Annotated in this window: 17 protein-coding genes; all 17 read right to left on the bottom strand. The window is 46.6% G+C overall.

The window, feature by feature from the left end; all coding sequences use genetic code 11:
- Positions 1–24: 24 nt before the first annotated feature.
- Positions 25–873 (bottom strand): ribosome biogenesis GTPase YlqF, encoded by an 849-nt coding sequence (ylqF, locus tag OTK50_RS01365; RefSeq protein WP_224224257.1) that lies wholly within the window; start codon positions 871–873, stop codon positions 25–27.
- Positions 874–1,015: 142 nt separating this feature from the next.
- Positions 1,016–1,363 (bottom strand): 50S ribosomal protein L19, encoded by a 348-nt coding sequence (gene rplS, locus OTK50_RS01370; RefSeq protein WP_003154288.1) that lies wholly within the window; start codon positions 1,361–1,363, stop codon positions 1,016–1,018.
- 140 nt (positions 1,364–1,503) lie between these two features.
- The gene (gene trmD / locus OTK50_RS01375) at positions 1,504–2,235 is read right to left on the bottom strand and encodes a tRNA (guanosine(37)-N1)-methyltransferase TrmD (RefSeq protein WP_003154289.1); all 732 of its coding nucleotides are present in this window, start codon (positions 2,233–2,235) and stop codon (positions 1,504–1,506) included.
- Complete coding sequence (gene rimM / locus OTK50_RS01380) at positions 2,232–2,756, bottom strand: ribosome maturation factor RimM (RefSeq protein ID WP_003154290.1); 525 nt, start codon at positions 2,754–2,756, stop codon at positions 2,232–2,234. Before rimM ends, trmD begins: the two co-directional genes overlap by 4 nt.
- Before the next feature lie 4 nt (positions 2,757–2,760).
- On the bottom strand, positions 2,761–3,147 hold the full coding sequence (locus tag OTK50_RS01385; protein ID WP_082998005.1) for a YlqD family protein: 387 nt from the start codon (positions 3,145–3,147) through the stop codon (positions 2,761–2,763).
- A 90-nt stretch (positions 3,148–3,237) separates the two neighbouring features.
- Positions 3,238–3,483, bottom strand: a complete 246-nt coding sequence (locus OTK50_RS01390; protein WP_007611392.1) for a KH domain-containing protein — start codon at positions 3,481–3,483, stop codon at positions 3,238–3,240.
- Entirely contained in the window at positions 3,483–3,755 is a 273-nt protein-coding gene (gene rpsP / locus OTK50_RS01395; protein ID WP_007611384.1) for a 30S ribosomal protein S16, read from the bottom strand. The genes OTK50_RS01390 and rpsP overlap by 1 nt, the downstream gene beginning before the upstream one ends.
- Before the next feature lie 105 nt (positions 3,756–3,860).
- Positions 3,861–5,201, bottom strand: coding sequence for a signal recognition particle protein (gene ffh, locus OTK50_RS01400; RefSeq protein ID WP_082998004.1), 1,341 nt, complete (start codon positions 5,199–5,201; stop codon positions 3,861–3,863).
- 13 nt (positions 5,202–5,214) lie between these two features.
- Positions 5,215–5,547, bottom strand: coding sequence for a putative DNA-binding protein (locus OTK50_RS01405; protein WP_003154299.1), 333 nt, complete (start codon positions 5,545–5,547; stop codon positions 5,215–5,217).
- Positions 5,548–5,668: 121 nt separating this feature from the next.
- Entirely contained in the window at positions 5,669–6,439 is a 771-nt protein-coding gene (locus OTK50_RS01410) for a phosphotransferase family protein (RefSeq protein WP_082998003.1), read from the bottom strand.
- A gap of 82 nt (positions 6,440–6,521) precedes the next feature.
- On the bottom strand, positions 6,522–7,511 hold the full coding sequence (gene ftsY, locus OTK50_RS01415) for a signal recognition particle-docking protein FtsY (protein WP_003154301.1): 990 nt from the start codon (positions 7,509–7,511) through the stop codon (positions 6,522–6,524).
- Positions 7,512–7,530: 19 nt separating this feature from the next.
- Positions 7,531–11,091, bottom strand: coding sequence for a chromosome segregation protein SMC (smc, locus tag OTK50_RS01420; protein WP_224224256.1), 3,561 nt, complete (start codon positions 11,089–11,091; stop codon positions 7,531–7,533).
- Positions 11,092–11,192: 101 nt separating this feature from the next.
- Positions 11,193–11,942, bottom strand: a complete 750-nt coding sequence (gene rncS / locus OTK50_RS01425) for a ribonuclease III (protein ID WP_012117543.1) — start codon at positions 11,940–11,942, stop codon at positions 11,193–11,195.
- 138 nt (positions 11,943–12,080) lie between these two features.
- Entirely contained in the window at positions 12,081–12,314 is a 234-nt protein-coding gene (acpP, locus tag OTK50_RS01430; RefSeq protein WP_003154310.1) for an acyl carrier protein, read from the bottom strand.
- Positions 12,315–12,398: 84 nt separating this feature from the next.
- Positions 12,399–13,139 (bottom strand): 3-oxoacyl-[acyl-carrier-protein] reductase, encoded by a 741-nt coding sequence (fabG, locus tag OTK50_RS01435; RefSeq protein WP_032874875.1) that lies wholly within the window; start codon positions 13,137–13,139, stop codon positions 12,399–12,401.
- Positions 13,132–14,085, bottom strand: coding sequence for an ACP S-malonyltransferase (fabD, locus tag OTK50_RS01440; protein ID WP_003154316.1), 954 nt, complete (start codon positions 14,083–14,085; stop codon positions 13,132–13,134). Before fabD ends, fabG begins: the two co-directional genes overlap by 8 nt.
- Before the next feature lie 18 nt (positions 14,086–14,103).
- Positions 14,104–15,102 (bottom strand): phosphate acyltransferase PlsX, encoded by a 999-nt coding sequence (gene plsX, locus OTK50_RS01445; protein ID WP_007409758.1) that lies wholly within the window; start codon positions 15,100–15,102, stop codon positions 14,104–14,106.
- Between the last annotated feature and the right edge of the window lie 2 nt (positions 15,103–15,104).

Consider the following 15,104-nt stretch of genomic DNA (forward strand, 5'->3'; position numbering starts at 1 on the left):
AAAGACCCGCATCGCTGCGCGTCTTTATTCTGATGGTGTTTCAAATGAAAGCCTGCCGAATTTTTCTGTCCGGATGTCCCGAATGATGACTTCCGTTGTTTTATCATAGTCAACCATTCCGCCGCCCATCAAACAGCCGCGTTTTTCACCGATCGCGTCGAAAAGAGCGGCGATATCCTCAGGGATTTCCTGAAGTTCGTAGCGCTCCTTCAAGCGGTCGGGATAATGCTCTTCCAGAAAGCGCAGCCCGAAGACGGCCACATCCTGCAGGTTGATAATCGTATCTTTAATCGCCCCGGTGATCGCCAGGCGCAAGCCGACAAGCTCATCTTCAAATTTAGGCCATAAAATTCCCGGTGTATCGAGCAGCTCTAATTCCTTGCCTACCTTTACCCACTGCTGTGAAGTGGTAATGCCGGGCCTGTCTCCCGTCTTGGCAATGTTTTTCTTGGCCAGCCGGTTAATGAGCGTAGATTTGCCGACATTCGGAATACCGATGATTAATGCGCGGATTGCTCTTGGCCTAATGCCTTTTGCTTTCATTTTATCGAACTTATCTTTCAGCAGCTCTTTTGAGGACGGCACGATTTGATGCAGTCCCTGCCCGTTAACGGAGTTTATTGAAAGAGAGGGAATGCCCTGTTCCTGAAAGTGGTCCTTCCACTGGGCAGTCACAGCCGCATCCGCCTTATCGGCTTTATTTAAAAGCATAATGCGCGGCTTATTTTTTAAAATCTCCTCAATCATCGGATTTCTCGATGACATCGGGATTCTCGCATCCACCAATTCGTATACGATATCAATTAATTTCAGTTTTTCTGTTACTTCCCGTCTCGCTTTAGCCATATGGCCTGGGAACCATTGAATGGTCATGTGACTTCGACACCTGCCTTATTTACCGGAACCGGATGTTCCGATGATCTCTTATGTATTTTACTTTGCTTGTTCTGCTTTTACAAATTTCATATAAAAAAAGAGCCTGTTACGGGTAACAAGCTCTTTTCGTTCGTTATCATTATCGTCTGATTTCTTTAATACGAGCCGCTTTTCCGCGAAGTTCACGCAGGTAGTAAAGCTTAGCGCGACGTACTTTACCGTAACGTACAACTTCGATTTTCGCGATTTTTGGTGTGTGTACAGGGAATGTACGTTCAACGCCAACACCGTAAGAAATCTTACGAACTGTGAACGTTTCGCTGATTCCACCACCACGACGCTTGATCACAACACCTTCGAAGATCTGGATACGCTCACGGTTACCCTCAACAACTTTTACGTGTACACGTAAAGTGTCACCAGGACGGAACGCAGGAAGATCAGTGCGAAGCTGTTCTTTTGTGATATCTTGAATTAGTTTTTGCATCGTTTTCAACTCCTTCCAACAGATGCTCTTGGCCACAACTGCAAGGCACAGCGGAACATCGTTTTCAAGCTTCTGAAGGATAAGCCTCCTTAAGCCACAAGTAGTATCTTATCATATCTTCATCGCCTGCGCAATAGAATCTATTCGTTTTCCCACTCGGAAATCCATTTTCTTTGCTCATCAGTGAGAGGATAGTTTTCAAGAAGATCCGGACGTCTTAAAAAGGTTCTTCTGATTGATTCTTTATTGCGCCATTCTTGTATTTTGGCATGGTTGCCGGACAGAAGGGTCTCAGGCACTTTTAAGCCTTTATAATCTGCTGGCCTCGTATAGTGAGGATGCTCTAAAAGCCCCGTGCTGAAGGAATCCTCCACGTGGGATGCTTCTTTTCCGAGGACGCCCGGCAAAAGCCTGACAACGCTGTCAGCGATCATCATGGCAGGGAGCTCTCCCCCGGTCAGCACAAAATCCCCGATGGAGATTTCATCAGTGACAAGATGTTCCCGGATCCGTTCATCATACCCTTCATAATGTCCGCAAATAAACATGAGATGTTCCTCTTCCGCCAGCTCCTCGGCTTTCTTCTGCGTATAACGCTCACCTTGCGGGCAGACGAGAATAATGCGCGGCTTGGCGTCCGTACCGGCTGTCAGCTTTTCAACCGCATCAAATACAGGCTGCGGCTTTAACACCATCCCGGCTCCCCCGCCGTACGGGTAATCATCAACCGTTTGGTGTTTATTATCCGAAAAAGCCCGGAAATTGATGACGTCAAAACGGACAGCCTCTTTTTCTTGTGCTTTTTGCAGAATGGATGAGCCGAGCACCCCTTGAAACATTTCGGGAAACAGTGTTAAAAAGTCGATTTTCATTCGTCTATTAACCCTTCCATTACATGAATCTTAATTTTCTTCTCATTTATATTAATATCCTTTACCACAGAAGCAATATACGGAATGAGCGCATCTTTTTTGCCTTTTCTTGCAACCACCCATACGTCATTAGCCCCGGGCGTCAAGATTTCCTTCACTGTGCCGATCAGTTCCCCGTCTTCTGACACAACCTCGCAGCCGATGATTTCATGAAAATAAAATTCATCTTCTTCAAGCTCTCCCAAGTCTTCTTCAGGGACTTTGATCACCATGTTTCTTAGGTGCTCGACTTCATTGAGACTCGGCATTTCTTTGAATTGCAGCAGGTGAAACTGCTTGTGAAGCCTGTGGGCGCTTACCGTTACTTTGATTGGCTCCGCAGCCCCTTCCGCAAACAAATAAAGCGTATTGCCGGGCTTGTACCGTTCTTCGGCAAAGTCCGTTTTAGAAATGACCCGCACTTCGCCTTTAATGCCGTGGGTATTTACAATTTTGCCTACATTAAACCATCTGTTTGTCATATTATCACCTCGGGCGGATTTCAATTACTACCCCGTCTTTTATGACGATGGTATTTGCCGCTGTTTTTTCATGCCAGTTATCACCGACGTTGATTGAAAGCAGCGCATCGATCTCCTTTTCCTTCACTTCGCTTCCAAGCGGGAGCGACTCTGTCTGGCTTATTTGGAAATCGATCATTTTGATTTTGTCTTGTCTTTTTTCAATGGCTTTTTTAAAAGATTCCGCTACATCGGGATTCTGCTGATCTTTTTCATGTTTTCTAAGCTGAAAATAGAGCTGGCTGCATTCTCGTTCAAGCGTTTGCTTTTTTTCTGCAAAAGAGGTCAAAAGCTTTTCCTTGCTTTGCTCGGTCAGAACCTGCATAACGGTTACCCTGTGAATAATCTGCATAGGACCAGACTCCCCACTCTTCCAACATATTTCTGTTCATTTGCCTTTTTTACGTGTAAAAAAAGGGGAGGTGCCGGCCCTCTCCCTTTTTCAGTCAAATATTTCAAATTGAACTTTCTTAGAAGACTGTGCGCCAGCTGCAAAAACGACGGTTCGAATCGCTCTTGCAGTCCGGCCTTGCTTTCCGATAATTTTACCGGTATCTGACTTATTGACAGATAAGCGCAGCGCAATCTTTTGATCAGTCTCTTCCTTTGTGACCGTTATGTCTTCCGGATGGTCGACAAGCGGAGCCACAATGCTGACAATCAAATCTTCCAAGTTCTGATCAGTCATTACTTACCTTGTTTAGCGTTGTGGAATTTTTCCATAATTCCTTGGTTTGAGAACAAGTTGCGGACTGTATCAGAAGGTTTAGCTCCTGTTTGAAGCCATTTAAGAGCAAGCTCTTCGTTGATTTTCACTTCAGCCGGCTTTGCAACCGGGTTGTATGTGCCGACTGTTTCGATGAAACGGCCGTCACGCGGTGAACGAGAATCTGCTACAACAATACGATAGAAAGGAGATTTTTTTGCTCCCATACGTTTTAAACGAATTTTTACTGCCATTTTACTAGCACCTCCGAAAATATTTCAACAAGATAGTATATTAACAATGATAAAAGTGTTTGTAAAGTGTTTTTTCTTAACAACGGTTTTATCATGTATAACCGATTACATAAAAGGTAATTTAAAGCCTTTTTTCTTCCCTTTTGTCATGTTGGTCATCTGCTTCATCATTTTTTTCATTTCCTCAAACTGCTTTAAAAGACGGTTGACTTCCTGAACGGACGTTCCGCTTCCTTTGGCAATCCGCTTCCGCCGGCTGGCGTTAATGATATCCGGCTGTTCTTTTTCAAGAACAGTCATTGATTTAATGATCGCTTCCACATGATTCAGCTGTTTTTCATCGACTTGGATGTTTTTTAAGCCTTTCATTTTGCCTGCGCCGGGCATCATTTGCAGCAGTTCGTCAAGAGGCCCCATGTTTCGGACCTGGCCGAGCTGCTCCAGAAAATCATCCAATGTGAAGCTCATCGTTCTCATTTTCTGCTCAAGCTCTTTGGCTTTGTCTTCATCAACGGTCGCCTGAGCTTTTTCAATCAGCGTCAGCACGTCACCCATTCCGAGAATCCGGGATGCCATCCGTTCAGGATGGAATGCTTCAAGAGCATCGAGCTTTTCTCCCATTCCGGCGAATTTAATCGGCGTTTCGGTGACCGCGCGGATAGAAAGCGCCGCACCTCCGCGGGTATCCCCGTCAAGCTTTGTTAAAATGACGCCCGTTAAACCGAGCTGGTCATTAAAGCTTTTGGCGACGTTCACCGCATCCTGACCGGTCATTGAGTCGACGACAAGGAAAATTTCCTCAGGATTTGCGACTTCCTTTACGCCGGAGAGCTCATCCATCAGTTCGTGATCGATGTGCAGCCGTCCGGCGGTATCTAAAATCACATAATCATGATGCTCTTCCTTCGCTTTTTCAATCGCCTGGCTGGCAATTTCCACCGGGCTGACCTGATCGCCAAGCGAAAAGACCGGCATATCAAGCTGTTTCCCCAGTGTTTCCAGCTGTTTAATCGCGGCGGGGCGGTAAATATCCGCAGCCACGAGCAGCGGTTTGCGGTTATGTTTTTTGCGCAGCAGGTTGGCAAGCTTCCCCGTGGTTGTCGTTTTACCGGCACCTTGGAGCCCGACCATCATAATAACGGTCGGGGGGCGTTTGGCGACGGCAATTTTGCTTTCTTCGCCGCCCATCAGCTCGGTAAGCTCTTCCTTTACGACTTTAATAACCTGCTGACCGGGTGTCAGACTCTGCATAACGTCCTGTCCGACAGCCCGTTCACTTACTTTTTTCACAAAATCCTTTACGACTTTAAAGTTAACGTCAGCCTCAAGAAGCGCAAGACGAACTTCACGCATCATCTCTTTTACGTCTTGTTCGCTGACTTTTCCTTTTCCGCGGATTTTTGAAATCGTCTTTTGCAGTCGGTCGGCTAATCCTTCAAATGCCATTGTTTGCCGCCTCCTAATCTAATTTCTCAAGCGCTTCAATCAGAGCCGTCATTTTTTCCTCTTCCTGCAACCCGGAAGCAAGCTCTTTCAGCTTTGTAAACATTTCTTTACGCTCCTGAAACTTTTTAAAAAGGAGCAGTTTTTCTTCATATTGTTCAAGCATCGCTTCAGTCCGTTTGATGTTATCGTAAACGGCTTGCCTTGAAACGTCATACTCTTCGGCTATTTCACCAAGGGAGAAATCGTCCAGATAATAAAGCGACATATAGCTCTTTTGTTTTGACGTCAGCAACGACTGATAGAAGTCAAATAAATAGTTCATTCTCGTCGTTTTTTCGAGCGACATTTGAGCTCTCCCCTTTGTTAAGTCAAATCCCTTTACAAAAACTTAGTTTACATGGTTTCAGAGCGTGTGTCAAGTTTTTATCTTGTCAAAGCATGATGCTCTTTTTACATAATAAGTTTTTTTAAAAAAATTCATATAGACCGTCGTTAAAATACTCGAATTCTTGTTTTGATACACGATAGCGGCAATAGCCTTCATAAAAAGCATTGAGGCATGCTTCATTTGTGATAAAATGACTGATCGCTAATGATTCATCATATCGCGGATCTCCCGCCGATATTCCCGCAGCATCGATAAACAGATAGACCTCTCCGTCTTTCACCAGCACATTATCAGTCGTGCAGTCACCGTGAATCATTGTCTGCTGAACAGGAACAGGTCTGTACCTGTCCAATTCCTTCAAAAGCTCTGCACTTCCTTCAGCCTGTCCTTTTTTGACATATACTCCGGCTCGTTTGATTTGCAGATCGAGCCAGTCTGTTTCCGGCTGTAAACCAGAGACCATTTCGGTTTCATGCAGCCGTTGCAGAAACTGGCCGAAACTTTTGATCAGCTTTTTCTTTTCAGTATCCCCTTCTGCTTTTCTTAAAGCCGAAGTCAGGGTGATTCCATCCTCAAATGACATTAGGATATGGCTGGCATGCTGTTCCTGTATCATCCCATAATAAATAGGAACAGGCAGACGACGAGTTTCCGTCAGTTTTTGTAAAACGAAGGCTTCTCTCATTAACCATTCCCGATACTTCTGTTGAAAAGAACTTTTCAGCAGAAATGCGTCTTGGCCGGTCACTATTTTTCGAACGGTTGAAGTGCCTCCCTGTTCATCCAACAGCGACATATGGTTTATCGCGCCGATCTTGCTTTCCAATTCAGCTTTCAGCCATTTGTCCAACAATTGCCCCCTCCATTCCGATCTATCAATGCGTATAAAAAAACGAGTATAAAACCGTCCATTTTATACTCGTTTTTATTCATTAATCCTCGGCTTTTTCAACTAAATCAGAAAAGAGACCGTATACGTAAGATTCTGCATCAAACCGCTGGAGATCGTCAACCTTTTCTCCGAGGCCGACCAGTTTCACGGGGATGTGAAGCTCATTGCGGATCGCCAGGACGATACCGCCTTTTGCGGTGCCGTCAAGCTTCGTTAACGCGATACCCGTCACATTCGTCGCTTTGGAGAATTCTTTCGCCTGCGCCATCGCATTTTGGCCTGTCGTCGCGTCCAGCGCAAGGAGAACCTCATGCGGAGCCTCAGGCACTTCGCGTTCGATGACGCGTTTGACTTTTTCAAGCTCTTTCATTAAGTTTACTTTATTCTGAAGGCGGCCGGCCGTATCACAAATCAGCACATCCGCTCCTCTTGCTTTAGCCGCGTGTACGGCATCATAAATAACCGCAGCAGGGTCGCTTCCGGCAGCCTGTTTAATGACAGGCACGCCTGTACGCTCCCCCCACACTTCAAGCTGTTCAATCGCCCCGGCTCTGAAGGTGTCTCCGGCAGCGAGCACAACGGATTTGCCTTCATTTTTCAGCTTATGGGCAAGTTTTCCGATCGTTGTCGTTTTTCCGACGCCGTTTACCCCGACAAGCAGAATAACGTTCAGGCGCCCGTCCTGAATATTTAATTCAGAAATCTGTTCGTCGCCGCTATTATAAATGTCGACAAGCTTTTCAGAAATGACGGACTGCACTTCCTGAGGATCCTGGATGTTTTTCAGCTTCACTTCTTTTTTGAGCTCATCAATCAGCTCCATAACGGTTGTAAAACCTACGTCAGCGCCAATCAGCACTTCCTCAAGCTCTTCGAAGAAATCCTCGTCGACTTTCCGGTAGCGGGAGACGAGTTCGTTCACTTTATTTGAGAAGGAATTTCTTGTTTTTTCAAGACCATCTTTAAATTTTTCAGAGACGGAGTCTGTCTGTTTCGTGATTTTCTCTTTTAATTTTTTAAAAAAGCTCATCTTTCAACCTCTTTCCTCGTTACTGAACGAATTCTTTTGTTTCTTCCAGTTTGACCGAAACCATTCGGGAAACGCCGGATTCCTGCATCGTAACACCGTAGAGGACATCCGCTTCTTCCATGGTGCCTTTTCTGTGGGTGATAACGATAAACTGGCTGTCCCCGCTGTATTTTTTTAAATATTGCGCAAACCTGAATACATTGGCTTCATCTAGCGCAGCTTCCACTTCATCAAGGACGCAGAACGGCACGGGCCTTACTTTCAGAATGGAGAATAAAAGGGCAATGGCAGTCAGCGCCCGTTCTCCCCCTGACAAAAGATTTAAGTTTTGCAGTTTTTTGCCCGGAGGCTGCGCGATAATGTCCACCCCGGAATTAAGAAGATCATTCGGATCAGTCAGCTTCAGTTCAGCCCGTCCTCCTCCGAATAAAGAACGGAACACGTCATTGAATTGAGAACGGATCTGGACAAACGTTTCATGGAATCGCTTCGTCATTTCAGAATCCATTTCTTCAATGACTTGAAACAGTGTGTTTTTCGCTTCCGTCAGGTCATTTTTCTGCTCTGTTAAAAACTGATACCGTTCGTTTACTCTTTCAAATTCATCGATGCTGCCGAGATTGACCGTTCCGAGCTCTTCAATTGAAAGCTTGATCAGTTTGACCCGTTTTCTCGCCTCTTCAGGCTCGAGTTCGAGCTGATATTGTTCTTTTGCCCCTTCAAAGGATAGGCTGTACTCCTCGCGTAAATACTGCAAGAGATTATCAAGCTCGACTTCCATCCGGCCGAGTTTTACCTCTTCATCTTTCAGAATGTCCGTTTTTTGCTTGTACAGACGCTTCATCTCTTTCAGCTCAAGCTCGTTCGTATCAAGCGCCCTCTGAAGCTTCACCCGCTGGTCACGCCGGCTGGCGATCAATTCGATCGTTCTCGTTTTATCGTGAAGCTTGTGATGGGCTGCTTCTTCAAGCTGCTCCTCACCGCTTGTGCTGGACGTCATCTCTGAGGTCAGGAGGCTTAAATCTTCCCGTGTTTCTTTCAGAGCGAGCTGCGTTTCTTCAAGCTCTTTTTTCAGTCTTTTGAGGTTGTCTTCCTCACTCGAGCACGCCTGTTCTTTTTTCGCAGCGGCCACTTTACATTCCGTCAGTTCATGAGAGAGCGTTTCTTTCGTTGAGGATAGGGTCTGCTTTTGTTTTGTCAGCCTTTCCATCTCTTCCTCAAGCTCTTTCAGCTGGCCGGATGCCTCACTCAGCTGTTCTTCCAGAGCTGATTTGCGCGTCTCTTTTTCCCGGCTGCTTTCCGTCAGCGATGCTTTCTCCTGATCGTAAAGCTCCAGATGGGTATTGATGTTCTTTTCAGCGACTTCGAGTTCATACAGCCTGCCTTTTACATCCTGCTGCTTTGTTCTGAAAGCTTCACCGTCTTCACGGAGACCGCTCAGCGTATGTTCAAGCTCTTGAATGGCCTGCTTCAGCGTTTTGACCTCTTTTTCAAGCAGAGCTGTTTTTTCTTCCATTTCGGCAAGCCGCGCAGTCACCGTCTCAAGCTCACGGCTTCTGCCGAGCAGAGAATTGTTTTTCTTTTTGACCGCGCCGCCTGTCATTGATCCGCCTGGATTGACGACATCACCCTCAAGCGTCACGATGCGGTAGCGGTGCCCGAGAAGCTTGGCCAGTTCATTTGCGCCTTTTAAATCTTCAGTGATCAGCACGGTGCCGAGAAGGTTTTGAATGACATTCCGATACGCGGCATCATATGTGACAAGCCCGCTCGCTGTGCCGAGGAAAGACGGATGCTTTGAAGCCGTCTGTTCATCACGGGTTTGGAGCTGGCGCGGTTTCATAACCGTAAGCGGCAGGAACGTCGCGCGGCCGAATGAATTCTGTTTTAAATATTGAATCGCTTTCCGCGCCGCCTGCTCGTCGTCTGTGACAACGTGCTGCGCCGCTGCGCCGAGTGCAATCTCGATCGCCGTTTCATATTTTTGTTCGGTGGCAATCAGTTCGAGAACGGCGCCGCGGATGCCGCCAAGCTGCTCTTTCTGCTTCAGCACTTCTTTTACGCCTTGGTAAAATCCTGAAAAATCGCCTTGCATCGTTTCAAGCATATCTTTTTTGGATCTGGCCTGCTGGACGAATTGATACGCCTGATACAGCGCAGATTCTTTCTTTTCATATTGGCGTTTTTTCTGTTCATATGCTGTCTGGACTTCGCGAAAGCGGACGACCTGATTGTGAATATCCTCTTCAACGGCGGCCAATTCTTCTTCGCACGCCGCTTTACGGACTGCAATATCGTTACGTTCTTCAAGGTATTTTTCATTGTTTGCGGTCAGTCTCGCCTGCTGGACCGCAGATTGGGACATCTGGTCATCTAAAAGCTGCAGCTCGTTGCGAATCGACGCCTGGCTGTTTAACAATTCAAAGTAATCGCTTTTTAATTGTTCAATTTTGTCTTCTACATTTTCATTATGCAGACTGAGAGCCTGCTGCTTTTCTTTCACCTGGGCGTTTAACCGCTTCACTTCCGCACGAAGTTTATCATAGACGGCAGACTGTTTTTCAATGTCCGCTTTCAGTTCGGCTTCTTTGTTCGTGTAATGTGTAACGGATTCCTCAAGCTGTTCCCGGTTTTGCGCGGCGTTTTTTTTGCGCTCTTTCAGCACTTCTTTCCGGCCTTCCAGCTTTTCCAGCTCTTCACTTGTCACGAGCAGAACCTGCTGCAGTTCGTTGACGGATTCATCAAGCGCGTGGATTTTATCTCTCGTCTCTTCTATCATCGCTTCTTTTGCGGACAGAGCCGATGATTCCGCCAATTCTTCTTCTTTAGCAGCCTGCACCTTGTCTTTTAAACCTGACCATCTGCCATGCAGTTGTTCGATGTCAAAGGCGGTAAGGGCGATTTCGACATGCTCAAGCTCTTTCTTTTTTTCTAAGTAGTCTTTGGCGATTGATGCCTGGATTTTCAGCGGTTCGACCTGATCTTCAAGCTCGTGGAGAATATCTTCCACCCTGTTTAAGTTATCCTGCGTCTCAAACAGTTTGTTTTCCGCTTTTTTCTTTCTTGTTTTATATTTCAGCACGCCGGCCGCTTCTTCAAAAATACTGCGGCGGTCTTCCGCTTTGCTGCTGAGAATCTCTTCGACTTTCCCCTGGCTGATAATAGAGAATGCTTCTTTCCCGAGCCCGGAGTCCATAAATAAGTCAATGATGTCTTTCAGGCGGCACTGCTGATTGTTGATGAGAAATTCACTTTCTCCGGAACGGTACACCCGTCTCGTCACGCTGACTTCGTGGTAATCGATCGGGAGAAAATGATCTTCATTATCAAGCGTTAACGTAACTTCGGCAAGGTTCAGCCGCTTGCGCGAATCACTTCCCGCAAAAATGATATCTTCCATTTTTCCGCCCCGAAGCGAGCGGGCTGATTGTTCGCCGAGCACCCAGCGGATGGCTTCGGTAATGTTGCTCTTTCCGCTGCCGTTCGGACCGACAACGGCCGTGACGCCTTTTACAAAGTCAACGGATATCCGTTCTGCAAATGATTTAAATCCTATAACGTCTAAACGTTTGAGGAACATCCCAGATCCTCCTTATCGTATAAGTATCTCAATATTATCATAATCACCCGCTTATATCAGGCGCAGACATACTGAAATCCCCCTAGGGAAACAGGGGGATTTTATTGTTTCGTATGATGTTTTTGCATTTTTGCAAGAGCTTCCTGTGCCGCATGCTGCTCGGCTTCTTTTTTGGAACGTCCGTTCCCGATACCGAGCGCCTCACCTTTAAGAGAGACAAGCGCCTCGAATTCCCGGTTGTGGGCAGGCCCTTTTTCATTGAGAATTTTGTACTCAAGCGATCCTTTTCCGTCCCGCTGTACAAATTCTTGAAGCTGGCTTTTGAAATCCATCACATGAGAAAAAGCACCATCGTTTATTTTAGGGAACACGTACACTTTCAGGAATTGCTGAACCGGGTCAAGGCCCTGATCCAGATACAGTGCGCCGATAAACGCTTCAAACACATCCGCTAAAAGCGCAGGACGCTTTCTGCCGCCCGTCATTTCTTCTCCTTTTCCCAAGAGAACAAGATCGCCGAATGACAATTCATGGGCAAGTGAGACGAGTGACGGCTCGCATACGATAGCGGCTCTCAGCTTCGTCAAATCTCCTTCACTCATGGCCGGATATTTGGCAAATAAGAATTGGGAGATCGTCAGTTCCAAAACAGCGTCACCTAAAAATTCAAGCCTTTCATTGTCTTCATACGGCTTTTTCCGATGCTCATTCACATAAGATGAATGTGTAAATGCTTGATACAAAAGTTTCTCGTTTTGAAAATGAACCGAAATCCGTTCTTGGAACTCTTTAAATTGCTCTATTTTTTTATAGAACTTTTTTTTATCTTTAAAATGTGAGTGTTTTGACATAGTAACCTCCATAGGCACATCAGGTTCACCGCGCTCCCCGCCGTAAACGGAATCGGCAGCGCGTACAGCGTCAGACGCCGGTAACCGAACGATTAAAGGGCTAAAGCCCCGCTGTCAGGCGGGACTTTTAGCATCAGCTTATTGCTGGTTTTGTATGTAGTTCACAGCGTCGCCGACTGTTGCAATCTTTTCAGCATCTTCGTCAGAAATCTCCATATCAAACTCGTCTTCAAGTTCCATAACAAGCTCAACTACATCTAGGGAATCAGCACCTAAGTCTTCCTTGAAAGAAGCTTCAAGTTTGACGTCAGCTTCATCAACGCCAAGGCGGTCTACGATGATTTTCGTTACACGCTCTAATGTATCTGCCATAGCAATTCACCTCCCCTCAAGTATTATAGAGGATTCGTTTTTAAAAAACTAGAGAAACTAGGATGAAATTTTAAAAACAAATCTTTACATCACCATTCCGCCGTCAATATGAAGGGTTTGGCCCGTCATATAACGCGATCCTTCAGACGCAAGGAACGTAACAACGCTGCTGATATCGGAAGGATCACCGAAACGCGCGAGCGGAATCTGCTTCAGCATTTCATCTTGGACTTCTTTAGAAAGCTTGTCCGTCATATCTGTAGAAATAAAGCCCGGAGCAATGGCATTGACCGTAATATTTCGGCTCGCAAGCTCTTTGGCTGATGACTTCGTTAAGCCGATTACACCGGCTTTTGCCGCCACATAGTTCGCCTGCCCAGGGTTTCCGCTGACGCCGACGATTGATGATACGTTGATAATCCGGCCGGAGCGCTGTTTCATCATCTGTCTTGTCACGGCTTTCGTGCAGTTGAATACACCTTTCAGGTTAATGTTAATGACATCATCCCATTCATTTTCTTTCATTCTCATCAGAAGATTGTCTTTTGTGATCCCCGCATTGTTCACGAGAATGTCGATTGAAGAAAATGCAGCGACAGCCTCTTTCATCATGTTTTGTACTTCTTCGGAATTTGATACATCGGCTTTTACCGCGATCGCGTTTTGGCCCAAAGATTTGATTTCATCTACGACTTCGTTCGCTTTCGCTTCATTCCCGGAGTAGTTGACTACTACGTTACAGCCGTTTTTCGCAAGATCAAGCGCGATCGCCCGCCCGATTCCGCGGGACGCTCCCGTTACCACTGCTGTTTTTTCATTAAGCATCCTGATTCTCCTCCTTCAGCGTTTGAATCGCCAGTTCGATGGTTTCATGGTCAGAAACCGAGATTGTTTTAAGGCGGCGGTTCACTTTTTTCACAAGGCCTGAAAGCACTTTTCCGGGCCCGATTTCAACAAACGTCGTGACGCCTTCGTCAATCAGTTTGTTAATGGTTTCTTCAAAGCGTACAGGTGAGTACAGCTGTTCGATCAATTTTTTCTTGATATCGTCTTTTTCTGTCATAACGTCAGCCGAAACGTTTGAAATCACGGGAACAGCCGCATTTTTTAACTCACAGGCGCTGAGCACCTCCTCGAGTTTTTGCGCTGCCGGCTTCATTAATTCAGAATGGAACGGTCCGCTTACTTCTAATGGGATCGCCCGTTTGGCTCCGTTGTTTTTCGCTTCTTCTGAAGCCAGCTCCACGCCTTTTGCCGTTCCGGAAATGACGATCTGGCCGGGGCAGTTCAGGTTTGCAAGCTGTACGAGATGACCGTTTTCCGTCACTTGATCCGTCACCTTTTTCAAGGACTCCGCATCCATTCCGAGAATAGCTGCCATGGCGCCTTCTCCGGCCGGCACGGCTTCATTCATGAATTCTCCCCGTTTTCTTACCGTGTAAACGGCATCTTTAAATGTCATCGCTCCCGCCGCAACAAGCGCCGAATATTCTCCGAGGCTGTGGCCGGCGGTGAAATCAGGGGTGATGCCGGATTCTTTAAACTTTTCCAATACGGCGATGCTCGTTGTCAACAGCGCGGGCTGCGCATTGTATGTAAGGGTCAATTCTTCGGCGTCACCTTCAAAAATGAGTGAGCTCAGCTTTGTTTCAAGCGTTTCATCCGCTTCATCAAAAATACGTTTTGACGCTTCTTCGCGTTCGTACAGGTCTTTTCCCATACCGATATATTGTGATCCCTGTCCGGGAAATAGAAATGCAATCTTACTCATGATGCGGTAACCTCCAGACTACTCATCTGTTTTTTCTTCTTTTACTTCTTCTTCTATAAATGCGGCCACGTTTTGGCTGACCATTTCTCTCGCCTGGCGCAGCGCATGGTAAACAGCGCGTGCGTCAGAAGAGCCGTGCGCTTTAACGACGGGCGCTTTCAAACCGAAAAGACTCGCCCCGCCGTACTCAGAATAGTCCATTTTCAATTTCATTTCCATCAGCTTCGGCTTCAGCACTCCCGCTGCGAGCTTAGAAACAAAACTTGAAGTCAGTGTATCTTTCAGCATTTTGAAAATCGATAACGCTGAACCTTCCAATGTTTTCAACGTGACGTTGCCCGTAAAGCCGTCTGTGACGATGACGTCAGCAGCGCCTTCGAGCAAGTCTCTCGCCTCTACGTTTCCGACAAAATTCACGTTTGTTTCTTTTAATAATTCAAACGTCTTTTTTGTCAGGTCGTTTCCCTTCTTTTCTTCCGTGCCGACATTTAACAAGCCGACGCGGGGCGAGCTGATTCCGAGAACCTGCCGGGCATATACAGATCCCATAATTCCGTACTGGACAAGATGCTCCGGTTTGGCATCGACATTGGCTCCCACGTCCAAAAGAAGGAAACCGTCGCCTGAAACAGTCGGAAGCGTCGGCGCAAGCGCAGGCCGGTCGATTCCTTTAATTCTGCCGACGATAAACAGTCCCGCTGTCATAAGTGCGCCTGTATTCCCCGCTGAGATGCAGGCGTCCGCTCTGTTTTCAGCCACTTCCTGCGCCATCAGCACCATAGAAGAGTTTTTCTTTCTGCGTACGGCGCGGACCGGTTCATCCGTCGGTTCAATCACTTCATCGGCGTGCAACACAGTGATGCGGTCTGATGTTGTTGGCAAGTGTGATTCTATCGTTGTCTTGTCACCGACCAGCGTAATATGGAGATCGTCAAATGCCTCAATACTCTTCATTACTCCGTCAATAACAGCTTTGGGTGCGTTGTCGCCTCCCATTGCATCTACAGCTATTCTCATGC

It is taken from the genome of Bacillus sp. NEAU-CP5 (assembly GCF_026420705.1).
Lineage (GTDB): Bacteria > Bacillota > Bacilli > Bacillales > Bacillaceae > Bacillus > Bacillus velezensis.

Excerpts from the sequence above, each read along its gene's own strand:
- ylqF (WP_224224257.1), bottom strand. The coding sequence starts at position 873 with ATGACCATTCAATGGTTCCCAGGCCATATGGCTAAAGCGAGACGGGAA.
- rplS (WP_003154288.1), bottom strand. The coding sequence starts at position 1,363 with ATGCAAAAACTAATTCAAGATATCACAAAAGAACAGCTTCGCACTGAT.
- trmD (WP_003154289.1), bottom strand. The coding sequence starts at position 2,235 with ATGAAAATCGACTTTTTAACACTGTTTCCCGAAATGTTTCAAGGGGTG.
- rimM (WP_003154290.1), bottom strand. The coding sequence starts at position 2,756 with ATGACAAACAGATGGTTTAATGTAGGCAAAATTGTAAATACCCACGGC.
- OTK50_RS01385 (WP_082998005.1), bottom strand. The coding sequence starts at position 3,147 with ATGCAGATTATTCACAGGGTAACCGTTATGCAGGTTCTGACCGAGCAA.
- OTK50_RS01390 (WP_007611392.1), bottom strand. The coding sequence starts at position 3,483 with ATGACTGATCAGAACTTGGAAGATTTGATTGTCAGCATTGTGGCTCCG.
- rpsP (WP_007611384.1), bottom strand. The coding sequence starts at position 3,755 with ATGGCAGTAAAAATTCGTTTAAAACGTATGGGAGCAAAAAAATCTCCT.
- ffh (WP_082998004.1), bottom strand. The coding sequence starts at position 5,201 with ATGGCATTTGAAGGATTAGCCGACCGACTGCAAAAGACGATTTCAAAA.
- OTK50_RS01405 (WP_003154299.1), bottom strand. The coding sequence starts at position 5,547 with ATGTCGCTCGAAAAAACGACGAGAATGAACTATTTATTTGACTTCTAT.
- ftsY (WP_003154301.1), bottom strand. The coding sequence starts at position 7,511 with ATGAGCTTTTTTAAAAAATTAAAAGAGAAAATCACGAAACAGACAGAC.
- smc (WP_224224256.1), bottom strand. The coding sequence starts at position 11,091 with ATGTTCCTCAAACGTTTAGACGTTATAGGATTTAAATCATTTGCAGAA.
- rncS (WP_012117543.1), bottom strand. The coding sequence starts at position 11,942 with ATGTCAAAACACTCACATTTTAAAGATAAAAAAAAGTTCTATAAAAAA.
- acpP (WP_003154310.1), bottom strand. The coding sequence starts at position 12,314 with ATGGCAGATACATTAGAGCGTGTAACGAAAATCATCGTAGACCGCCTT.
- fabG (WP_032874875.1), bottom strand. The coding sequence starts at position 13,139 with ATGCTTAATGAAAAAACAGCAGTGGTAACGGGAGCGTCCCGCGGAATC.
- fabD (WP_003154316.1), bottom strand. The coding sequence starts at position 14,085 with ATGAGTAAGATTGCATTTCTATTTCCCGGACAGGGATCACAATATATC.
- plsX (WP_007409758.1), bottom strand. The coding sequence starts at position 15,102 with ATGAGAATAGCTGTAGATGCAATGGGAGGCGACAACGCACCCAAAGCT.